This is a genomic window from Halochromatium roseum (genome assembly GCF_016653315.1).
Classification (GTDB): Bacteria; Pseudomonadota; Gammaproteobacteria; order Chromatiales; family Chromatiaceae; genus Lamprobacter; species Lamprobacter roseus.
In genome coordinates this window covers 37,121-57,215 of the sequence record NZ_NHSH01000050.1, presented here as the reverse complement: position 1 = coordinate 57,215, position 20,095 = coordinate 37,121, and the positions used below count along the sequence as shown (strand labels likewise).

The window sequence follows — 20,095 nt, the reverse complement described above, 5'->3', positions numbered from 1 at the left end:
CGATGCCGAGACGCTGCTGGAGTGGTCAGATCGCATCCTGACCGCAGAAACCCCGGAGGCGGTGTTTCACTGAGCACCGCCAACAACGAGCCTGCAGTTGTGGCTCTGATGGCGCGCCAACGCCGAGCGCTCACGCCCCAGCGCCGTCGAGCGTCCTCAAGGTCCGATCAACACATCCGCGAGCTTGAGCACGACGCCAAGGATGGCGAGTCCGCCGATGAGCCAACGGGTCTGCGCGGCCAGTGCCTGGTGCAGGCTCACTTCGAGCTGGCTGATGCGCTCCTGTAAGCGCGCGTCGACCTCTTTGATCTCCTTCTGCAGGCGTGCTTCGACCTCCTTGATCTGGAGTTCAAGGGCCTTGATGTCCTTCTGTAGTCGCGCTTCGACCTCCTTGATTTCCTTCTGTAGTCGCGCCTCAACCTCCTTGATTTCCTTCTGCAAGCGCAACTCGGCTTCGCGGACATGGCCCTGGGTCGCGAGATCCGTCAGCTGAGGGAAGCGGGCTTCGAGCGCATCAAAGGCCTGCGCAATCACCTCGGCGCGCTCCTCATCGCTTGAGGTGTGTTTCAACTTGGTGTAGAGATCAAAAGCGGCGCTCATCAGGGATTGCTCTGGCTGGGGCGTTGGTGACCGACGCTGGGACTGCGGCGGGACGGGACGGGAGTGAGGAGTATAGCCGGAGAATCAGCGACGTCCCCCTCAATGCTACAAGCGGCCGCCCCCCTCGCACGCCACGTCTACATCCTGTTTGAGGACAAGCGCCGTACTGACTGACGATTGGGTCTTGCTGCAACTGCTGCGCGACATCGCGCTGCGGGGCGAGTCCTACCGCAAGCAGCATCCCGAGGCCAAGACCCTGCCGCCGGTCTACCCGCTGGTGCTCTATCACGGCCAGCGCCGTTGGCGGATGCCGAGCGACTTCCACGCCCTGATCCGCCCGCTGCCGGAGGTGCTCAAGCCCTCTGTGCTACGATTCCACTAAGCGCTGCAGGATCTCTCACCGCGCAGTGACGCCGAGATCAAAGGCGATGTGCTGACCCGTCTGGTCCAGTTGGCGCTACGCTGGATCTTCAGCGACCAGCCGCTGGAGCATCTGGAGCGGTTGATCGCCTTGATCGACCAGATCGCCGATCGCGACACTGCGCTGCAGAGTCTGGAATCGCTGCTGCGCTATGATGTCCAAGGGACACAACGGGTGGAAGAGGATGACGCCCGCCGCTTGTTGGAACAAACCGCACCGGGAGATCCCATTATGCAGATTCGGCCCCACCGATGCCGGCTGCGCCAACAGATCCAAGAGGCTGATGCCGAGACGCTGCTGGAGTGGTCAGATCGCATCCTGACCGCAGAAACCCCGGAGGCGGTGTTTCACTGAGCACCGCCAACAACGAGCCTGCAGTTGTGGCTCTGATGGCGCGCCAACGCCGAGCGCTCACGCCCCAGCGCCGTCGAGCGTCCTCAAGGTCCGATCAACACATCCGCGAGCTTGAGCACGACGCCGAGGATGGCGAGGCCGCCGATGAGCCAACGGGTCTGTGCGGCCAGCGCTTGGTGCAGGCTCACTTCGAGCTGGCTGATGCGCTCCTGTAAGCGCGCGTCGACCTCCTTGATGTCCTTCTGTAGTCGCGCCTCAACCTCCTTGATGTCCTTCTGCAAGCGCAACTCGGCTTCGCGGACATGGCCCTGGGTCGCGAGATCCGTCAGCTGAGGGAAGCGGGCTTCGAGCGCATCGAAGGCCTGCGCAATCACCTCAGCGCGCTCCTCATCGCTCGAGCTGTGTTTCAACTTGGTGTAGAGATCAAAGGCGGCGCTCATCAGGGATTGCTCTGGCTGGGGCGTTGGTGACCGACGCTGGGACTGCGGCGGGACGGGAGTGAGGAGTATAGCCGGAGAATCAGCGACGTCCCCCTCAATGCTACAAGCGGCCGACCCCCCCTCGCACTCCACATCGACATCCTGTTCGAGCACAAGCGCCAGACCGACGATTGGGTCTTGCTGCAACTGCTGCGCGACATCGCCTTGCAGGGCGAGGCCTACCGCAAGCAGCATCCCGAGGCCAAGACCCTGCCGCCGGTCTATCCCTTGGTGCTCTATCACGGCAAGCACCGCTGGCGCATGCCGAGCGACTTCCATGCCCTGATCCGGCCGCCGCCAGAGGTGCTCAAGCCTTATGTGCCACAATTCCGCTATGCGCTGCAGGATCTCTCACCGCGCAGCGACGCCGAGATCAAAGGCGATGTGCTGACCCGCTTGGTGCAGCTCGCCCTGCGCTGGATCTTCAGCGACCAGCCACTGGAGCACCTTGAGCGACTGATCGCCTTGATCGACCAGATCGCCGACCGCGACACTGCGCTGCAGAGTCTGGAATCGCTGCTGCGATACGATGTCCAAGGGACACAACGGGTGGAAGAGGATGACGCCCGCCGCTTGTTGGAACAGACCGCACCGGGAGATCCCATCATGCAGATCTGGCGCAGCACCTGAGCCCGGCCGCGATAGTCCGCAGCCTCATCCAATCGCCCCAGCTGTTCATAAAGGACCGCCAGGTTATGCGCGGCAAGAAAGCTCCCACGCCCCCGGATGCTGCCCTCCAAGCGCGGCTGCTCGCCGATCTCCAAGCACGTCAGCCAGGCTTGCTCCACCACCGGCAGGATCGCCTGCGCCGCCTGCTCGGGATGGCGAATCGCCCAATCCAGCAACAGATCCCCCAGCGCAAAGAAAAAGTCCGGTGACTGCGGCCAGTGCGGCATCTCCTGCTCCGCGAGCGCGATGGCCGGCTCCAAGGCGCCGGCACGCTTGAGCGCAAACAGCGCCCGCACCACCAAATCATGCCGGTAGGCGGGCTGCCCTGGCAGCAAGGCGCTCGCCTGCAGCGCATGCTGATACTGGCGCGCCGCCTCGTCGCGGGCGATGACGACCAGGGTTAGCCTGGGTGCGTGTGGGGTTGCAGGCATCGGTTCGGACGGCGGCCTAGCGGAGAGCGTCACCGAACGCTGAGGTCACTGAGCGCGTGCTCTGGAAAGTATCGCACCCTAAGCTCGCCTGTTCACGCCCTGCAGTTGCTAGAGTGGCGACCTGCCGGTGCTACACTGAGCGCCTATGGAGCGAGGCGGCAGTGGCCTTGGCGGAAGGCGTGGTAGAGTCTGCGGTCATCTCGACCCGCTGAAGCGAAGTCCGCACAATCAACAGTCGCCAACCCTAATGCATTGGTCGTTCCATTGATTGAAAAACTCGACATCCAAGGCTTCGCGATCTTCAAGCAACCGCTCGAATGGCGAAGGCACGGCGGCCTGAATCTCATCATCGGCGAGAACGATACCGGCAAGACGCATTTGCTGAAGTTGCTGTATGCCGTGACGCGGGTGGCCGAGGAGTACTGGAAGAAGGCGGCCGGCCCAAGCCCGGTGGAGCTGCCTGAGATCCTAGCGGCCAAACTGCGCTGGGTGTTTCTTCCGCAACAGATGGAACTGGGTCGGTTGGTCAGCCGGGGCGGCCACTACCGGCTCAAGGTTGACCTGGGCATGAGCGGGGACGGGTCACTCAGGTTTGAGTTCGGCAAAGACACGACGAGCAAGATTCTTCAATGGCAGAGCGATGGTCTGTCCGCGCTGAAGGGATTGCGCGCTAACTATCTGCCACCAAAAGAGATCCTGTCGATCTTCGATGCCATCGTCGCCACGCGTGAGGCGCAAGAGATTGCAGCCTTCGACGATACCTATTACGACTTGGTTCAAGACTTCCGCCAACCAACGACGGCCGGGAAATGGCAGAACAATGTGGCGCGCGCCGTGAAACATCTCGACCAAGTGACTTGTGGCGGCGAGGTGGAGATGGATGCTAAGGGTATCTGGTTTCGGCGCGGCAATGAGCGCTATAACATGCATCAAACGGCCGAGGGCATCAAGAAGATCGGCATCCTGCATCGGCTCATGCGCAATCGCCGTCTGACGCCAAAGGGTGGGTGCCTGCTGTTTGTCGATGAGCCGGAAACCAATCTGCATCCGAAGGCCGTTGTGCGTTTTGCGGAAATGCTCTTCGAGTACGCCCGCTCCGGGATTCAAGTCTATACGACAACACACAGTTACTTTCTGTTGAAGCGGTTGGAGCAGCTCGCGCGCGAGGGTCAAACGGATGATACCTTGTTGGATCTTCGGCGTGAGAACGGCGAAGGTGTTCGCGGCATGATCACGCGCCTGGCCGATGGCCTTCCGGATAGCCCGATTATCGAGCAATCGATGGCCTTGTTCGATGAAGATGTGCGCCTGGATTTAGGGTTATGACGCATGAATACATTGAGGAATCAGGCTTGCGCCTTGGTTTTCCGGCCGGAGCCGTTTTTCGCTTCCAGGATTTGGCCGGTTATCGCGCACTCTGCGGGCAATCGCTCAAGGAAATGGATTTTGCCTGGCGGCATGAGACAACACTCTACCTGCTTGAGATCCGAGATTATCGCAATCTTGCGCAAGCACTGTATCGTGACGATCTAGTACCTTCGATCAAAGGCGATGCCCCCTATCGCTTCCTGCAGTTGGTCGACAAGGTCACTGACAGTGTGTTGATGCTCTTGGCGTTGCGGGCCAATACAAGGCGAAGTCAGGCATTGCGCGACGGTTTGCCGGACTTCGCCAAGTCTCGAATTCGGCTGCGCCTGATCATCGCTTTGGGCTTGCCCGCGAACCTGAACATTCACTTGGGTGCTTTGCGACACACTGTTAACTCACGACTCAAGGGACGGATTGCGTTGGCGGATATTGATGCCATTTCCGTTCTGGACTATGACCGCCTCTGCGAAAAAGCGCCGCTATTGGGTATCGACTGCGAACCCATCGCCGATACTCGCAACGCTTGACCCTGAGGCCCATGAGTCTCCTCCGCCTCTACAGTTTCTTCCACCTCAACCTGGCCTACTCGGCCATTGAGGAAGATCGCCCGCACGTCATCGAGCGCTGTTACTGGTCCCTGCTGCGCCTGGCGCGGCAACGCGCTCTGCCGTTCGGCATCGAGCTGTCGGGCTATACGCTGGAGACGACTATTTCAGCGGGCATTTGGTCTTCGAGACGCCGGGGTGCCCGAAGATGACTGATCTGAATGCGGTTGAGCCGCGATTGATGCGGGTTGCCGGTGGGCTTGCGGTGACCGGGGTGGTGCCGACGCCGCTGGGTCCGATCGAGAAACGCTGGTTGATCGATGAGGCGGGTGGACGCGGCTTGGCGAACAGGCTCAAAGTCGCGCTATCCTGTAGATCAGGTATTCTAAAAGGCTGAAAAGATGGGCGCGGCTCGATTACAAAAACTCGCGTTGGGCAACTTTACGTTGTTTGACGAATGCGAGTTATCTTTCACGCCGGGCATCAATGTGATCCTGGGCGAGAATGCGACTGGCAAGACGCATCTTCTCAAACTGCTCTATGCCGTCTGCCGCTCCGTGGCGACGGCGAAGGACTTGGATTGCAGCAAGACGGGGTTCACGACGCATCTCAGCAAGCGCTTGGTTCGGAATTTTCAGGTGGATGCCGTGGGTCGCTTGGCTTCCCGTGTGCAAGGGCATAAGCACTCAACGGTGACAGTGACAGCAGAGGGCTCAATCTCTTTCGAATTCTCGGCCCGAGATCGGGAAGTGGACCTCCGGAGGTGGGAGATCGGCAAGCAACTCTGGCCTGATCCTGTTTACCTGCCGACCAAGGAGGTACTCTCCATGTTCCATGGGTTGGTGCCTGCGATGGCGGAATCGCATCTTGAGCTTGAGGAGTTGTATAGCGATCTGGCGCTGAAGCTTGGCGCGCGGGCTGGTGCGGGGAAGCGGGCGGATTGGCAGCAAAAGCTGATCATGCCGTTGGAGAAAATGCTAAAGGCCAGTATCGATTACGATGAGCATGCCCAGCGCTTCTATATCAAGCAACGCGGACTTGGTCGTGTCGAGGCGGGGCTTGCGGCGGAAGGCTATCGAAAGATCGGCATGCTGTTGCAGTTGGTGGCGAATCGCGGTCTTGCGGACAATGCGGTGCTGTTTTGGGATGAGCCGGAAGCCAACATGAATCCCGCCTTTGCTGAGCCTCTGGCCGAGCTGTTGGCGACATTCGCGCGACAGGGTACGCAAGTCTTCCTTGCTACGCATGACTATTTTACGCTTAAGTACCTCGCGCTCACTGCAGCGGCACAAAAGGCGCCAGTCCGATATTTCGGGTTGTACAGGGAGGTCCCGACGGATAAGTTTGTTCGCTTCAGCATCGAGAATCATCTGTATGATCTGGAACCCAACCCAGTCATCGATGCCTTTGAACGCCTCTATCAGCGTGAATCGAAACAGTTCTACTCGGGCAGGCTCAGACGTGAATCGAGGCCGTCGTGACGAATACTCCATGGAGTGATTGGGTATCCGAGTCGCCCTTTGAGCTGCGTTTTCGCTTGCCTTTTGTCGATTACGACGGGGCTGATGGGCCGTATGAGACCGTTCGGTTTTGTGGTCTGAAAGCAGCAGATTTTGCGATTGTCGATCCATCTCGTCAGGTGTTGTATCTGCTCGAAGTCAAGAGTGCCGAGTGGTTTCTTATCGATAAGGCGAGTGATTGGGATGCGAAGGTTTGCGACCTCTTTCGTTGTTTTATCGACTCGTTGGGGATTTGTGCGCGCCTGACTGACTCCCAGTGGCAGGATGTGCGTGATGCCGCGCGAACGTATCAGGTTCAGCTCGTGTTGTTTGCTGGTGATCATCCTGGCGACCCTGAAGCGCCGATGATCTTTGCCGAGACGATCAGGCGTTATCTGCGAAAGAAGCTGCGCGCGCTGGATATCGAACCCTTCGTCTTGGTGGAGACGTTGCCACATCAAACGCGTGAACTCTTTGAGGCGCGTATCGAAGACGATCAGCGCGCTCCTTGATGCTCGCTCGTGATCACGGCGTCCTCACAAAGAGACGTTGGATTGCGGTGATGATGTGATGCTGTTGCGATTCGGTGAGGGCCGGAAAGAGCGGTAGGCTGAGCGCCCGGCTGTAATAGGCCTCTGCGACAGGATAGTCGCCAAGATTGAAGCCCAAGCGTTGGTAGTCGGGCTGAGTGTGCACTGGAATGTAGTGCACGTTGACGCCGATGTCAGCGTCGCGCAGGGCTTGGAAGGTCTTGGCGCGCGTGGTGCGATCGGCGAGCTGAATGGGGTAGAGGTGCAGCGCTGAGCGATGTCTGGGATCTCGGTACGGTAGCCGTATCGGTAGGTCGGCTAGCAGACGGTCGTAACGCTCGGCCAGTGCGTGGCGGCGGGCGATGTAGTCATCCAGGCGCTGCAGTTGGCTGAGTCCGAGTGCGGCTTGGATATCGGTCATGCGGTAGTTGTAGCCGAGCGCGAGCTGTTGGTAGTACCAGGGGTCTCTCGATGTGCTCAGTACGGGCTCGCCAAACCTGGGCTTAGCAGAGACAGGCTCCGCTAGTGCAGCATGATGAGGCGTCGGCTGCCCAGAATCGGTTTGCATCCGCGCTGGGTCGCGGGTGATGCCGTGGCTGCGCAGGCGGGCCATGCGCTCGGCGAGTTCTGGGTCATTGGTGGTGGCCGATGGCCTTGGCGACATCGGTGATGCGATAGCTCGGGAGCTTGGGCACGAAGCGTTCGCCGCGGGCGTTGTTGAGCGCCCAACGCACCCTGTCGACGCCTTCTTGCAGGCTGATGTTGAAGCGGGTCATGGCCGGATCGGTGATCGGCAGCACGCCGGTATGGCGGCGCTCGAGGAAGAAGGGGATCACCGAGCCGCGACTGCCTATGACGTTGCCGTAGCGCACCACGGCGAAGGTGAGATCGCGGCTGCCTTTGATGCGGTTGGCGGCGATGAAGAGCTTATCCGAGCAGAGCTTAGTGACTGTCCATTTTCTACTTCCCGATCATCGCCCAACAGTGGCCCTCAAATCGGGAAGAAGTTGATGGACAGTTTCTTAGTGGCGCCTTAGAGGTTGACCGGCGCGGCGGCCTTGTCGGTGGACAGCGCGATAACCCGTTTGACGCCGCTATCGAGGTAGGACTCGATCAGGTTCTGGGCGCCAAGGATGTTGGTCTTGATGCACTCGAAGGGGTTGTACTCGGCGGCGGGTACCTGCTTGAGCGCGGCGGCATGCACCACGGTGTCGATGCCTTCGAGCGCGCGATGCAGGCGTTTGTGGTCGCGCACGTCGCCGATGAAGTCGCGCAGTCCCGGCTAGTCGGCCGGGCTGAACACCTGCGCCATCTCGAACTGCTTGAGCTCATCGCGGCTGTAGACCACCAGGCGCTGGATGTGCGGATGCTCGGCCAAGACGGTCTTGACGAAGGCCTGGCCGAAGGAGCCGGTGCCGCCGGTGATGAGCAGGCCTTGGATGTGGTGCATCGGTGTCTCCCAGTATCTCCCCAGGGCGTTCCAGGACGGCCGCGGTAGGGGATTGCGCAAGCCGCTGAGCTTAATCGATCTTGGGCCTGTTTGCCTGCGGTGACGTCGCTTGTGGTTGCGCTGGGGCAAGACGAAGCCGCCCCAGGCCATGGCTGATCAAGCCGATGTGGCAGCGCGTGATCCGGCCGATGCGCCCGCCACGCTCGATCAAACAGCGGCGCCAGCCAACCTGGCACACCACGTCTACATCCTGTTTGAGCACAAGCGCCAGACCGACGATTGGGTCTTGCTGCAACTGCTGCGCGACATCGCGCTGCAGGGCGAGGCCTACCGCAAGCAGCATCCCGAGGTCAAGACCCTGCCGCCGGTCTATCCGCTGGTGCTCTATCACGGCCAGCGCCGTTGGCGGATGCCGAGCGACTTCCACGCCCTGATCCGACCGCTGCCAGAGGCGCTCAAGCCCTCTGTGCCACAATTTCGCTACGCGCTGCAGGATCTCTCACCGCGCAGCGACGCCGAGATCAAAGGCGATGTGCTGACCCGCTTGGTGCAGCTCGTCCTGCGCTGGATCTTCAGCGACCAGCCACTGGAGCACCTTGAGCGACCAGATCGCCGACCGCGACACCGCGCTGCAGAGTCTGGAATCGCTGCTGCGATACGATGTCCAAGGGACACAACTAATGAACAAGCTTCTCAGTGGACGGCCAATCGTAGAAACGCTTCTTCAGCAGATCATCTAGCGGCCAGTGCGGCGAGCAGTTCGTCCATCTGCGCGGCGCTGGTGTTGTGCTCCAGCGTCACCGGATGAAAGGTGATCAGCAGGTGGCGCGAAGCCAGCCTGAAATCGAGGGCGGCTTCTCGCTCATCACGCGCCAAGAGTTTGAGACGCTGAATGTTATCGATGCCGAGCCCGCCGACGCGAAAGACCCGTTCCGGCTGTTCGCCGAGTTGAATCACCCGACGCCGATACTCTTCGGCAGCGACAAAGTGCAGGTGCGACATCTTGGTCAGGCTGTGTCGGATCGGCTCATCGATGACTCCCTCAGTGGTCTCGCCCCCATGCAGATGGGCAACGGGGACGCGCGCGATCATCGCGGCAGCGGTAGCGGAGAAGATCTCGTAGCGATTACCCAGCACCAGCATGAGATCTGGCTGTAAGTCCGCTAGCGCGTCAGCGAAGCCGATTAGGCCGAGGCCCATGGATTTGGTGACGCCGACCGCAGTGTCCGAGCTCAGCAGCATCTCAACCTTGCGATCGACCTGAAAGCCATCAGCCTTGATCGCCTCAACGGTGAGCCCGAATTCGGGCGAGAGGTGCATGCCGGTGGCGATGAGTTGCAGCTCCAGCACGGGTGACTGGCGGATGCCCTCCATGACCCAGCGCAGCAGACCGTATTCGGCGCGGGTGCCGGTGACGACGCAGATACGCTTAGGTTGTGTCTGCATCAGAGAGATCGGTAGCGGGTCAGGCTTTCTGGAGCAAGATCCTCGCCCTCGGGCCAACACAAGGCTCCGAGTGGATCAATGCCAACCTGTCGAAAATACCGCTCCTGGCGAAGTCGCCAGTACGCATCACGACGCTGAATCAATGGCTTGAGATCGATCAGCCATTGTTCGCCGCTGTTGAGCAACACCTGCAGTTGATATTGTTCAAGTGGTGTTGCCTTGACTACCTGTGGCCAAGGGGTTTCAGCCGCTAAGCTCATCCCACTTCTCCAACAACTCAGCGTTGTTATCGCAGATAAAGCGCTTGATCTTTTTTGACTGTGCGGGAGGCATCTGTCCAGCCATTAGTTCGCCATCATCAAGTCGAAAAGCGCCAGCGTAGTCGCCATAGATTGCATGGCAATGCGGGGTGCCGTGATCGTCCATGTACATGTAGATCGAAATTCCAAAGAAGAACGCGATTCTCGGCATCCAAATACCTCAGATTTCAAGCAGTTCATCGATAGTATAGTCGCGCCTAGCAATCCGGCCCATCACCTCATCCCAGCGCATCGGCGAGAGGCCGGTGCCGGGACGCTTGGCGGTGACATTCTCTGGTGTGAACGGTTCGCCAGCGCGGATGGGTCGAGCGGCGACCAGGGATTTGCGGGCGATGGGCCGGTTCTTGGCTTCGCTGGGGCTCGGGCGCTTGATGCCGCTGCGCGGGGTGCCGGCGGCGCAAGCGCGGCAGTGGCCGCCGCCGCCGAGTAGAAGGAGCGACTCCACGCTCGTCGGCTCTACTCAGGCCGCTGAGACCATCGGCGCCTGCTCATGCCGGCGCGCGAGAGGAACCACCAATCGGGCGAGCGGATGGGGCGTCTCGATCATCGTAAAATCCTGCCCTGTTGCCGAGCCGTCGCGCTGCCGATCTGCTTGCTTCTGAACCCGTTTGAGCGTGTCTAACACCTCTCCACCACGACCTGGTTGATAGTCCCTTACCCGCAAAATCTTGAACAAAATGACGAAGACTTTATTGCACCCGTCCGGCGAGCGCGGGGTTGATGAAGTACTCACGTAGGCAGAGCGCCGCGGTGGTCACGCGCCGCCCGAGCTTGGTGAAGAAGTACTTGTAGGTATGCCCGACCTTCTTGATCAACCCATGGGTGCGCAGGCGCTTGATCAGATAAGAAGCGCCACTGGTGCTGAGGCCGCTGATGTGCTGGCGCAGATCGCGCGCACGAAAGCCAGAGATCGACCACTCGCCGCGGGCCAGCGTCAGGAAGAGACGATAGTCGGGATCAAGGGCTTGTACCGATGCCAAAACTGACGCTGCTCCTCATCCGAGGCGCGTTGCAGCAGGAACAAGAACGCAGCGGTGGCAAACTGTGGCGGCAGCGTCGCATGGAGGTCGCCGAGCTGGTCACGCAACAGACGATCGAGCCACTCCACCGGCAACTGCCCGCCGAGCTGCTGCAAGCGTTCTCTGAACAACCGATACTCCGCAAGCGCGTTCTCCGGCGTGCCGTCGCCCCACTTGTAGAAGCGCATGGCCAAGGTCATCGTGCCCGATCCGGGGTCGATGATGTAGTAGTCGTACCAGGCTCGTGTTGACATCTTGGTCTCCCGATTCAGTACAGATCTCTACCGAGCAGCCTGCCTTGCCTTGCTCTTCAGTCGGAACTCTAGAGTAGGGAATGCGCGGTGGCGACGAAGGAGTAGGGCGTGGTGATGACCTCACCGGTGATGCGCAACACCTGCAGCGCGGTGAGCAAGGCCAGGGTGCCGTTGGCGAACAGCGTCAAGTGCTCGATGCCCAGAGACTCCGCGAGCGCTTCGGCCGGCGTGAGATGGCCTTGGACGTCCTGCGATGGCATCGGTGCCAGGGGCTCGCCATTCTAGGAGCGCCGACTTCTTGCTGTCGCTGGAATCCTGATCTGGCGCGATGCTCAAGAGCCGCCTGAAGACGCTATTCCGCCAAGCGGTTGCGCGACGAGCCTATGTGATGCACAGCGAGTATAGTGCGTCGATTCCCGCTGGTGGCTTGACGCGGGCCACCTACATGCGTGTTTCCTCAGAAGTTGCGGGCAAGCCAGAGACGTACCTGACATTCGCTGCAGCGCCGTCGAGCGTCGTCAAGGTCCGATCAGCACATCCGCGAGCTTGAGCACGACGCCGAGGATGGCGAGGCCGCCGATGAGCCAACGGGTCTGCGCGGCCAGCGCCTGGTGCAGGCTCACTTCGAGCTGGCTGATTCGCTCCTGTAAGCGCGCGTCGACCTCTTTGATCTGGAGTTCAAGGGCCTTGATGTCTTTCTGCAGCCGCGCTTCAACCTCCTTGATTTCCTTCTGCAAGCGCAGCTCGGCTTCGCGGACATGACCTTGGGTCGCGAGATCATTGAGCTGAGGGAAGCGGGCTTCGAGCGCATCAAAGGCCTGCGCAATCACCTCAGCGCGCTCCTCATCGCTCGAGCTGTGTTTCAATTTGGTGTAGAGATCAAAGGCGGCGCTCATCAGTGGTTGCTCTGGCAGGGGCGTTGGTGACCGACGCTGAGGCGCGGCGGGACGGGAGTCATCAGTATAGCGAGCAGCACAGGACGGCTGCACGACGCTAGCGCGGGTCAATGCGCAACCGGCGCAAGCTCGCGAAGAGGGAGAATCAGGGGCTTACCCCTCAATGCTGCGAGCAGCAGGCGGCTCGCTGTCAGACTCCAAGACGCCGGCCCGCTTGAGCGCAAACAGCGCCCGCGGCCTTGGCGATAGCGACCGTCTCATCGTGCGAGCCGGTATCGAGCACGATCATCGCATCGACCAGCGCGCGTGCGCTCTCGAGACAAACGCCGATCTGTGCTGCCTCCTCGCGGACGATGATGACGAGCGTTAGCCTGGGGGCGTGTCGGGTTGAAGGCATTGGTTCAGGCTGCGGCCTAGCGGAGCGCGGTAGTGCTACAGATATGTTGGTGTCGAGTCGATGACGCAATCTCAGTGACTGGATCATCGCCCCATGATGACGGGAGACATCCAGATCGAGAACACGTAGACCACCGGTGAGCACCCGAAAGGTATCAGCGGCGCTGCGCAGAATGCAGAGGAAAAACTTCGTGATCCAGCGTTTGCGTGACCGTGTAGGGGCATACGAGAGGAATACAGACAGATTTCCCATGGGCTTGCAAGGATTTGGTGGCAGATCGGTGCGCTTGCAGCCAAGCTTTGTCGAATAATTCGTTGAGTTAATGCTTCAAACTCGGTATTGCATCCAAGCGGGTTTGTGCTTGATCGCGCCACTCAGCCACTTCTTCAATCCAAACTTCAAGTGCGACACTGAAGTTAGGTTCTGCCTGCATCAGAGAGATCGGTAGCGGATCAGGCTTTCTGGAGCAAGGCAAGGTAGGTCCTCGCCCTCGGGCCAACACAAGGCTCCAAGTGGATCAATGCCAACCTGTCGGAATTCTCGAAAATATAAAAAATACATCTGAAATACAAGTGGTTATAAAAAATGCGACGAAGCGGAACTTGATGAGATGTGGAGTTTTGTGCGCGTTAAGTCAAACCAAAGGTGGCTTTGGCACGCGATTGATCACGAGACAGGAGAGGTGCTCGCCTATGTCTTTGGGAAACGCCAAGACGCTGTTTTTCAGCAACTTCAGGATCTTCTAAAGCCATTCGGAATCAAACATTACGCTTGCAAATTGTGTCTGAATTTTTTCCAGACAGACTCTAAGGCCGCGGCTGTTCCTTGTGCTCGGCGCGCAGGGAGTCGCAATCGTGGATGCTGTCGACGGTACAGCCACCCGCATCGGCGCTCGGTAGCAGCCGGAGGAGCCACCACCCCTTGACGCACCGCAATCGGCAAGGGATCGTATAGGCCATCTTGTCGTCACCTCATCAGGGCGTTTCGATCGCAGTGGCAGTACTCCGACCGCCTTCGGGCAAGGGCCGAGCCAATCCAGGCGGCCGTCTGCAGTTCCGGATCAAGAAGGGACTCGATATCCCGCTCGCCGGGGTGCCGAGCACCGAGATCGATGCCAGCCCGGTGGTCGGTCGCGTCGCCCACATCGGCTACGACTGCGCTGGTGTCAAGCGCCTGCCGACCCTGGAGATCGAGGTCGGCGATCGCGTCCGACTCGGCCAACCGATCACCCGCCGCAAGGCCTATCGCGAGGTCGCCGCGACCGCCCCTGGCAGCGGTATCGTCGAGGCCATCCATCGCGGCCCAAGGCGCATGCTGGAGACCATCGTCATCCGCCTCGATCAACCGCGTGATGGCAACAACCCGCTGCCGCCCGAGGATGAGCAGGAGACCTTCAACGCCTATCAGGCCAGTGAGCTGGATGGCCTGAACCGCGATCAGGTCAAGGAGAACCTGCTCGCTTCTGGCTCTTGGCTCGCCTTCCGTACCCGTCCGTTCAGCATGATCGCGCCACCCGACAGTGCCCCGGCGGCGCTGTTCGTGACCGCGATCGACAGCCATCCGCTGGCGCCTGATCCGGCCCAGATCATCGCCGATGCCGGTGACGCCTTTGGCGACGGCCTGCGGGTGATCAGCAAGCTCTGCGACGGCCCCTGCTACTGCTGCCAGCGCCCCGGCGTGGATCTGCGGGTGCCGGCGGCGTCCGGCTTTCAGGTCGCCGAGTTCGCCGGTCCGCATCCGGCGGGACTGCCGGGCACCCATGTCCATCTGCTCGCTCCGGCCAGCCTGCGGCGCAGGGTCTGGTACATCGGCTATCAAGACGTGATCGCCATCGGTCGGCTGTTCCGTACAGGGCGCATCGATCCGACCCGGATCATCTCGCTGGCCGGCCCCATGGTCGCCAATCCGCGACTGATCAGAACCCGGCTCGGCGCCAGCACCAACGATCTGATCCAGGGCGAACTCAGCGGTCGGCGCGAGGCGCGGGTGATCTCCGGTTCGGCCCTTAGCGGTCGGCATGCGGTTGGCACCAGCGCCTTTCTCGGCCGTTTCCATCACCAGATTACGGTGCTCGCCGAGGAGCGCGAGCGCGAATGGCTCGGCTGGCTGAAGCCCGGCAAGGGGCGTTATTCCGCGCTCAACCTGTTTTGGTCGCGCCGTGCCAAGGGCGAGCGGCTGCCGCTTGGCACCTCGCTGCACGGCAGTCCGCGAGCGATGGTGCCGATCGGCGCCTATGAGCGGGTGATGCCGCTCGACCTGCTGCCAACCCAGCTGCTGCGCGCGCTGATCGTCGACGACATTGAGGCCGCCGAGGCGCTCGGCGCGCTCGAGCTGGACGAAGAGGATCTGGCACTGTGCAGCTTCGTCGATTGTGGCAAGCACGATTTCGGGCCGATCCTGCGCCGCAATCTGACCAAGATCTGGCAAGAAAATCACTGATCCAATGCGTCGTGTAGCCATCTCCACCCAGGTCATAGTGACCCTTGCCCAGGGCACGACCGCCACTGATCAGTCGCGCTTGAGGTCTGCATGAGCAAGGCGCTACGCAAATTTCTCGACCGCCAAGAGCGCCACTTCCTGCGCGGTGGCCGCTTCGAGCGCTTCGGCGCTTTGTTCGAGCTGGTCGACACTTTTCTTTATACGCCGTCTACGGTCACCGCCGGCACGCCGCATCTGCGCGACAACATCGACCTGAAACGGGTGATGATCTTCGTCTGGATCGCGGTGCTGCCCTGCGCCCTGTTCGGCATGATCAACGTCGGTCTGCAGGCCAACAGCGCCATGGCGGCGATGGGGTTGGAGCAGGTCGAAGGCTGGCGCGGCGGGCTGCTGTGGCTGCTCGGCGCCAGCGGCAATGACGCCAACAGCCTGTGGGACAATTTCTGGCATGGCGCGGTCTACTTCCTGCCGATCTACATCGTCACCATGGCCGCCGGTGGCTTCTGGGAGATCCTGTTCGCCACCGTGCGCAACCATGAGGTCAACGAGGGCTTCTTCGTCACCTCGATCCTGTTCGCGCTGACCCTGCCGCCCGATATCCCGCTGTGGCAGGTGGCGCTCGGCATCTCCTTCGGCATCGTCATCGGCAAGGAGGTGTTCGGCGGCACCGGCAAGAACTTCTTGAACCCGGCGCTCACCGGTCGCGCCTTTCTGTTCTTCGCCTACCCGAGCGAGATCTCTGGTGATTCGGTGTGGACCGCGGTCGATGGCTTCAGCGGCGCCACGCCCTTGATGCTCGCCGCCGAGGGCGGAGTGGGCGCGATCCAGGCCGCCGGCGTGACCTGGTGGGACGCCTTCTTCGGCACCGTGCAGGGCTCGATCGGCTCGACCTCGGCCTTCCTGATCCTGCTTGGCGCCATGTTCCTGATCTACACCGGGGTTGCCTCCTGGCGCATCATGGCCGGTGTGCTGATCGGCCTGATCGGCACCACGTTGCTGTTCAACCTGATCGGTAGCGAGACCAACCCGGCCTTCGCGTTGCCCTGGCACTGGCATCTGGTGCTCGGCGGCATCGCCTTCGGGCTGGTGTTCATGGCCACCGATCCGGTCTCGGCGTCGATGACCGAGGCCGGCAAATGGGTCTATGGCGCGCTGATCGGCTTCATGACGGTGCTGATTCGGGTGCTCAATCCGGCCTATCCGGAGGGTGTGATGCTGGCGATCCTGTTCGCCAATCTGTTCGCGCCGCTGATCGATTGGTTCGTGGTTCAGGCCAACATTCGCAGGAGGGCCCGTCGCCATGTCAGCTGATTCGCGATTGCATGCCGGGGGAGCGGGCCTGACAGGCCTCATCGCCTCGATCAAAGCGGTGTTTAAGCTGCCGAATGATGATCCGCGCAAGACCCTGGCGGTCGCCCTCGTGCTCTGCCTGGCCTGCTCAATGGTGGTCTCGGCCACGGCGGTGAGTCTGCGGCCGCTGCAGGAGCGTAAGGCGGCGCTTGCACTCAAGTCGGAGATCGTTGAGGTCGCCGGCCTCGGCTCGGCTGAACTTGGCCTGGACGAGGCCTTTGCCCAGATCGAGACGCGGCTGGTCGATCTCGACAATGGCCGCTTCGTCGAGGGTGTCGATGCGCTGAGCTACTCCTATCGTGATGCGGCAAAGAACCCGGCGGCAAGCACTGCGCTGAGCGAGTCTGATCCGGCCGGAATCACCCGGCGCCCAGATCGTATGCCGGTCTATCTGGTGCGCGATGCGGGGCAGTTGGAGACCATCATCCTGCCGATCTATGGGGCTGGACTCTGGTCGACCATGCATGGGCTGCTGGCGCTGGCCCCGGACGGACGCACCGTGAAGGCGCTGACCTTTTATGAGCAGCGCGAGACGGCCGGACTCGGCAGTGAGGTCGCCGGCGAGCGCTGGCTCTCCGAATGGCCGGGCAAGGTCTTGCTGGATACGTCCGGCGAGCCAGTGATCGAGGTGGTAAAAGGCAATGTCGATCCGAATGCGCCGAACGCTGAGCACCGTGTCGACGGCCTCTCTGGCGCGACCTTGACCAGCAATGGTGTTACCAACCTGATGCGCTTCTGGCTCGGACCCCAGGGCTATGGTCCGTTCCTAGCAACAGTGTCCAGTCGCGAGCGCGGCTAAGGCTGGAACACTATCGGGAACATTAAGGGGTACGCACAAGATGGCAAACACATCCGTCCGGCTGCTGCTCGAGCCGATCGTCGACAAAAATCCGATCACCCTGCAGATCCTCGGCATCTGCTCGGCCTTGGCGGTGACCACCAAGCTGGCGCCCGCCATCACCATGAGCATCGCCTTGACCGCGGTGCTGATCGGCTCCAGCCTGATCATCAGCCTGATTCGGCGCCATATGCCGAGCAGCATCCGCATCATCATCCAGATGACCATCATCGCCTCGCTGGTGATCCTGGTCGATCAGATCCTGCAGGCCTTCGCCTATGAGCTGTCGAAACAGCTCTCGGTCTTCGTTGGGCTGATCATCACCAACTGCATCGTGCTCGGGCGCGCCGAGGCCTTTGCCTCGAAGAATCCGCCTTGGCCAAGCTTTCTCGACGCGCTTGGGCATGGCATCGGCTACAGCGTCATCCTGATCGGCGTTGCTGCGATCCGCGAGCTATTGGGCTCCGGCAGCCTACTCGGCGTGCAAGTCTTGCCGCTGGTGAAAGAGGGCGGCTGGTATGAGCCAAATGGGCTGATGCTACTGGCGCCCGGTGCCTTCTTCATCATCGGCCTGATGATCTGGGCGCTTCGCACCTGGAAGCCAGAGCAGCTCGAGAAGCCTGAATACCGTATCCACGTCGTCCATCGCACGGAGGCGCAGTGATGCCGATGCGTCAGCACTCATCACGGAGGCAGGTTGCGGTGGTTTGCGCAGGGGGCCGGGGCTGATGGAGCATTATCTGTCATTGCTGTTCAAGGCGATCTTCGTCGAGAACCTGGCGCTGGCCTTCTTCTTGGGCATGTGCACCTTTCTCGCGGTGTCGAAGAAGGTCGAGACCGCGATTGGGCTTGGCATCGCCGTGGTGGTGGTGCAGACCATTACCGTGCCGGTCAATGGCCTGATCTATCATCATCTGCTACAGGAGGGGGCGCTGGCCTGGCTCGGCCTGCCGGAGCTTGATCTCTCGTTCCTTGGCCTGATCACCTACATCGGCGTGATCGCGGCTATGGTGCAGATGCTGGAGATGCTGCTCGATCGCTACTTCCCGGCGCTCTATCAAGCCCTGGGCATCTTCCTGCCGCTGATCACGGTGAATTGCGCCATCCTCGGCGGGTCCCTATTCATGGTCGAGCGCGGCTACGACCTGGCCGAGAGCACCGTCTACGGCTTCGGCACCGGCTTTGGCTGGGCACTGGCCCTGGTGCTGCTGGCGGGCATCCGCGAGAAGCTCAAGTACAGCGACGTGCCGAACGGGCTGCAAGGGCTCGGCATCACCTTTATCACGACCGGGCTGATGGCCATGGCCTTCATGTCCTTCTCAGGTATCCAATTGTGAACAGCGCCCTTGACTGCTCACTGCCGAGCAGCGCTGCTGTTGGCATTGTTTCTTCGGCGGCTAATCTCTTTGTGACGACTGGTTTGTCTAACGTCCATGGCACATTGCCATCCCGACCGGTGAAGTATCCGTTTCAATGGACGATGGAGGTTGTCGCATGCTCGACCTGACCTTCGGCATCCTGGTCTTCACCGGCCTGGTGCTGGCGCTGGTGATGGTGATTCTGGGTGCGCGGCGCCTGCTGGTGCCGAGCGGCGCTGTGCATATCGACATCAATGAAGAGCGTGACATCGTCACCAGCGCCGGGCGTAAGCTGCTCGGCGCCCTGACCGATGCCGATGTCTTCGTCCCCTCCGCCTGCGGCGGTGGCGGCACCTGCGGTCAGTGTCGGGTCAGGGTGCTCGAAGGTGGTGGCAAGCTGCTGCCGACCGAGGCCAGTCTGATCAACCGGCGCGAGGCCGGGGAGGGTTATCGTCTCGCCTGTCAGGTCGCGGTCAAAGAGGATCTGCGCATCGAGGTGCCGCGCGAGGTCTTTGGCGTGCGGCGCTGGAATTGCCGCGTACGCTCCAACCGCAGTGTCTCGACCTTTATCAAAGAGCTGGTGCTCGAGCTGCCGCCAGGAGAGGACGTGGCGTTTCGCGCTGGCGGTTACATCCAGATCGACTGCCCGGCTTATCGACTCGATTATCGCGATATCGAGATCCCCGATGACCTGCGCGGCGACTGGGATCAGTACAACCTCTGGGATCTCAAGGCGGGCACCAAGCATCCGGTCACACGCGCCTATTCGATGGCCAACTATCCCGGCGAGGCCGGGATCATCATGCTCAACGTGCGCATCGCGACGCCGCCACCGGATCATCCCGATGTGCCGCCTGGCATCATGTCGAGCTACATTTTCGGCCTCAAACCGGGCGACGAGGTCACCATCGCTGGCCCCTTCGGTGAGTTCTTCGCCAAAGAGACCACGGCCGAGATGATCTTCGTGGGTGGCGGTGCGGGCATGGCGCCGATGCGCAGCCACATCTTCGATCAGCTCAAGCGCTTGAACACCAAGCGCAAGATGTCCTACTGGTACGGCGCCCGCAGCAAGCGCGAGATCTTCTACCAAGAGGATTTCGATGCCCTGGCCCGCGAACACGATAACTTCAAGTGGCACATCGCGCTCTCATCGCCGCAGCCGGAGGACAACTGGACCGGCGAGGTCGGCTTCATCCATAGCGTGCTCTACGAGCGCTACCTGAAGGACCATCCGGCGCCTGAGGATTGCGAGTTCTACATGTGCGGACCGCCGATGATGACCGCGTCGGTGATCGGCATGCTGCACAGCCTCGGTGTTGAGAACGACAATATCCTGCTCGATGATTTTGGGGGTTAGTGGTTAGTGGTTAGTGGTTAGTGGTTAGTGGTTAGTGGTTAGTGGTTAGTGGTTAGTGGTTAGTGGTTAGTGGTT

Annotated in this window: 29 protein-coding genes and 3 pseudogenes; 18 read left to right on the top strand and 14 right to left on the bottom strand. The window is 61.0% G+C overall.

All coding sequences use genetic code 11. From position 1 onward, the window contains the following. Positions 1-156 precede the first annotated feature (156 nt). Complete coding sequence (locus tag CCR96_RS09185) at positions 157-600, bottom strand: DUF1640 domain-containing protein (RefSeq protein WP_201219830.1); 444 nt, start codon at positions 598-600, stop codon at positions 157-159. Positions 601-748: 148 nt separating this feature from the next. Between CCR96_RS09185 and CCR96_RS09180 the strand changes: the two genes are divergently transcribed. Next, positions 749-982: an Rpn family recombination-promoting nuclease/putative transposase gene (locus CCR96_RS09180; RefSeq protein WP_274601093.1), complete on the top strand. Its 234-nt coding sequence runs from the start codon at positions 749-751 to the stop codon at positions 980-982. Between the two features lie 48 nt (positions 983-1,030). Beyond that, the gene (locus CCR96_RS09175) at positions 1,031-1,375 is read left to right on the top strand and encodes a hypothetical protein (RefSeq protein WP_242518785.1); all 345 of its coding nucleotides are present in this window, start codon (positions 1,031-1,033) and stop codon (positions 1,373-1,375) included. A gap of 83 nt (positions 1,376-1,458) precedes the next feature. Here the strand turns inward: CCR96_RS09175 and CCR96_RS09170 are convergent, their stop codons facing one another. After that, positions 1,459-1,815 (bottom strand): DUF1640 domain-containing protein, encoded by a 357-nt coding sequence (locus CCR96_RS09170; RefSeq protein ID WP_201219828.1) that lies wholly within the window; start codon positions 1,813-1,815, stop codon positions 1,459-1,461. A gap of 36 nt (positions 1,816-1,851) precedes the next feature. Between CCR96_RS09170 and CCR96_RS09165 the strand changes: the two genes are divergently transcribed. The 8 genes from CCR96_RS09165 to CCR96_RS09130 all read left to right on the top strand — a co-directional run bounded on the left by CCR96_RS09165 (position 1,852) and on the right by CCR96_RS09130 (position 6,878). Continuing rightward, the gene (locus CCR96_RS09165) at positions 1,852-2,484 is read left to right on the top strand and encodes an Rpn family recombination-promoting nuclease/putative transposase (protein WP_201219848.1); all 633 of its coding nucleotides are present in this window, start codon (positions 1,852-1,854) and stop codon (positions 2,482-2,484) included. 257 nt (positions 2,485-2,741) lie between these two features. Next, positions 2,742-2,927, top strand: coding sequence for a hypothetical protein (locus tag CCR96_RS09160; RefSeq protein ID WP_201219827.1), 186 nt, complete (start codon positions 2,742-2,744; stop codon positions 2,925-2,927). 291 nt (positions 2,928-3,218) lie between these two features. Beyond that, entirely contained in the window at positions 3,219-4,280 is a 1,062-nt protein-coding gene (locus CCR96_RS09155; protein WP_201219826.1) for an AAA family ATPase, read from the top strand. Beyond that, positions 4,277-4,849 carry a hypothetical protein gene (locus CCR96_RS09150; protein ID WP_201219825.1) on the top strand — a complete coding sequence of 191 codons (573 nt, stop codon included), beginning with the start codon at positions 4,277-4,279 and terminating at the stop codon, positions 4,847-4,849. The genes CCR96_RS09155 and CCR96_RS09150 overlap by 4 nt, the downstream gene beginning before the upstream one ends. Before the next feature lie 11 nt (positions 4,850-4,860). Continuing rightward, positions 4,861-5,079, top strand: coding sequence for a hypothetical protein (locus tag CCR96_RS09145; protein WP_201219824.1), 219 nt, complete (start codon positions 4,861-4,863; stop codon positions 5,077-5,079). After that, the gene (locus CCR96_RS09140) at positions 5,076-5,264 is read left to right on the top strand and encodes a hypothetical protein (RefSeq protein ID WP_201219823.1); all 189 of its coding nucleotides are present in this window, start codon (positions 5,076-5,078) and stop codon (positions 5,262-5,264) included. Before CCR96_RS09145 ends, CCR96_RS09140 begins: the two co-directional genes overlap by 4 nt. 4 nt (positions 5,265-5,268) lie before the next feature. Beyond that, the gene (locus tag CCR96_RS09135) at positions 5,269-6,348 is read left to right on the top strand and encodes an AAA family ATPase (RefSeq protein WP_201219822.1); all 1,080 of its coding nucleotides are present in this window, start codon (positions 5,269-5,271) and stop codon (positions 6,346-6,348) included. Further along, positions 6,345-6,878 (top strand): hypothetical protein, encoded by a 534-nt coding sequence (locus tag CCR96_RS09130; protein WP_201219821.1) that lies wholly within the window; start codon positions 6,345-6,347, stop codon positions 6,876-6,878. Before CCR96_RS09135 ends, CCR96_RS09130 begins: the two co-directional genes overlap by 4 nt. A 13-nt stretch (positions 6,879-6,891) precedes the next feature. Here the strand turns inward: CCR96_RS09130 and CCR96_RS09125 are convergent, their stop codons facing one another. The 3 genes and pseudogenes from CCR96_RS09125 to CCR96_RS25065 all read right to left on the bottom strand — a co-directional run bounded on the left by CCR96_RS09125 (position 6,892) and on the right by CCR96_RS25065 (position 8,346). Further along, positions 6,892-7,560 carry a DegT/DnrJ/EryC1/StrS family aminotransferase gene (locus CCR96_RS09125; protein WP_201219820.1) on the bottom strand — a complete coding sequence of 223 codons (669 nt, stop codon included), beginning with the start codon at positions 7,558-7,560 and terminating at the stop codon, positions 6,892-6,894. Next, complete coding sequence (locus tag CCR96_RS25070) at positions 7,529-7,801, bottom strand: polysaccharide biosynthesis protein (RefSeq protein ID WP_338035856.1); 273 nt, start codon at positions 7,799-7,801, stop codon at positions 7,529-7,531. The genes CCR96_RS09125 and CCR96_RS25070 overlap by 32 nt, the downstream gene beginning before the upstream one ends. 128 nt (positions 7,802-7,929) lie before the next feature. Further along, positions 7,930-8,346 (bottom strand): annotated as a pseudogene (locus CCR96_RS25065) (polysaccharide biosynthesis protein). Between the two features lie 148 nt (positions 8,347-8,494). On the opposite strand from CCR96_RS25065, the gene CCR96_RS09115 reads away from it, so the two are divergent. Continuing rightward, positions 8,495-9,154: an Rpn family recombination-promoting nuclease/putative transposase gene (locus tag CCR96_RS09115; RefSeq protein ID WP_201219819.1), complete on the top strand. Its 660-nt coding sequence runs from the start codon at positions 8,495-8,497 to the stop codon at positions 9,152-9,154. Here the strand turns inward: CCR96_RS09115 and neuC are convergent. From neuC to CCR96_RS09070, 9 genes and pseudogenes are all read right to left on the bottom strand, one after another. Continuing rightward, positions 9,079-9,792: a UDP-N-acetylglucosamine 2-epimerase gene (neuC, locus tag CCR96_RS09110; RefSeq protein WP_242518782.1), complete on the bottom strand. Its 714-nt coding sequence runs from the start codon at positions 9,790-9,792 to the stop codon at positions 9,079-9,081. The genes CCR96_RS09115 and neuC overlap by 76 nt on opposite strands. Beyond that, a complete protein-coding gene (locus tag CCR96_RS09105; protein WP_201219818.1) occupies positions 9,792-10,052 on the bottom strand; it encodes a DUF2442 domain-containing protein in 261 nt (86 codons plus the stop codon). The genes neuC and CCR96_RS09105 overlap by 1 nt, the downstream gene beginning before the upstream one ends. After that, positions 10,036-10,263, bottom strand: coding sequence for a DUF4160 domain-containing protein (locus CCR96_RS09100; protein ID WP_201219817.1), 228 nt, complete (start codon positions 10,261-10,263; stop codon positions 10,036-10,038). Before CCR96_RS09100 ends, CCR96_RS09105 begins: the two co-directional genes overlap by 17 nt. 9 nt (positions 10,264-10,272) lie before the next feature. Next, positions 10,273-10,557, bottom strand: a complete 285-nt coding sequence (locus CCR96_RS25315) for an SAF domain-containing protein (protein ID WP_338035852.1) — start codon at positions 10,555-10,557, stop codon at positions 10,273-10,275. Between the two features lie 244 nt (positions 10,558-10,801). Next, the gene (locus CCR96_RS09090; protein ID WP_201219816.1) at positions 10,802-11,092 is read right to left on the bottom strand and encodes a hypothetical protein; all 291 of its coding nucleotides are present in this window, start codon (positions 11,090-11,092) and stop codon (positions 10,802-10,804) included. After that, entirely contained in the window at positions 11,047-11,385 is a 339-nt protein-coding gene (locus CCR96_RS09085; protein WP_201219815.1) for a hypothetical protein, read from the bottom strand. Before CCR96_RS09085 ends, CCR96_RS09090 begins: the two co-directional genes overlap by 46 nt. Positions 11,386-11,456: 71 nt before the next feature. Further along, positions 11,457-11,603 (bottom strand): annotated as a pseudogene (locus tag CCR96_RS09080) (DegT/DnrJ/EryC1/StrS family aminotransferase); the annotation flags it as partial. A gap of 300 nt (positions 11,604-11,903) precedes the next feature. After that, on the bottom strand, positions 11,904-12,281 hold the full coding sequence (locus CCR96_RS09075; protein WP_201219814.1) for a hypothetical protein: 378 nt from the start codon (positions 12,279-12,281) through the stop codon (positions 11,904-11,906). A gap of 190 nt (positions 12,282-12,471) precedes the next feature. Beyond that, positions 12,472-12,678 carry a glycosyltransferase gene (locus CCR96_RS09070; protein ID WP_201219813.1) on the bottom strand — a complete coding sequence of 69 codons (207 nt, stop codon included), beginning with the start codon at positions 12,676-12,678 and terminating at the stop codon, positions 12,472-12,474. 592 nt (positions 12,679-13,270) lie between these two features. On the opposite strand from CCR96_RS09070, the pseudogene CCR96_RS25525 reads away from it, so the two are divergent. From CCR96_RS25525 to nqrF, 7 genes and pseudogenes are all read left to right on the top strand, one after another. Next, positions 13,271-13,441, top strand: a pseudogene (locus tag CCR96_RS25525) (IS1 family transposase); the annotation flags it as partial. A 230-nt stretch (positions 13,442-13,671) separates the two neighbouring features. Then, on the top strand, positions 13,672-15,117 hold the full coding sequence (locus tag CCR96_RS09060) for a Na(+)-translocating NADH-quinone reductase subunit A (protein WP_338035851.1): 1,446 nt from the start codon (positions 13,672-13,674) through the stop codon (positions 15,115-15,117). 90 nt (positions 15,118-15,207) lie between these two features. Beyond that, entirely contained in the window at positions 15,208-16,428 is a 1,221-nt protein-coding gene (locus CCR96_RS09055; RefSeq protein WP_201219811.1) for an NADH:ubiquinone reductase (Na(+)-transporting) subunit B, read from the top strand. Continuing rightward, positions 16,418-17,266 (top strand): Na(+)-translocating NADH-quinone reductase subunit C, encoded by an 849-nt coding sequence (locus tag CCR96_RS09050; protein WP_201219810.1) that lies wholly within the window; start codon positions 16,418-16,420, stop codon positions 17,264-17,266. Before CCR96_RS09055 ends, CCR96_RS09050 begins: the two co-directional genes overlap by 11 nt. Before the next feature lie 40 nt (positions 17,267-17,306). Further along, positions 17,307-17,969, top strand: a complete 663-nt coding sequence (locus CCR96_RS09045) for an NADH:ubiquinone reductase (Na(+)-transporting) subunit D (protein ID WP_201219809.1) — start codon at positions 17,307-17,309, stop codon at positions 17,967-17,969. Between the two features lie 64 nt (positions 17,970-18,033). Beyond that, positions 18,034-18,642 (top strand): NADH:ubiquinone reductase (Na(+)-transporting) subunit E, encoded by a 609-nt coding sequence (nqrE, locus tag CCR96_RS09040; protein WP_201219808.1) that lies wholly within the window; start codon positions 18,034-18,036, stop codon positions 18,640-18,642. Positions 18,643-18,799: 157 nt separating this feature from the next. Beyond that, positions 18,800-20,020 (top strand): NADH:ubiquinone reductase (Na(+)-transporting) subunit F, encoded by a 1,221-nt coding sequence (nqrF, locus tag CCR96_RS09035; protein WP_201219807.1) that lies wholly within the window; start codon positions 18,800-18,802, stop codon positions 20,018-20,020. The last annotated feature ends 75 nt before the right edge of the window (positions 20,021-20,095 follow it).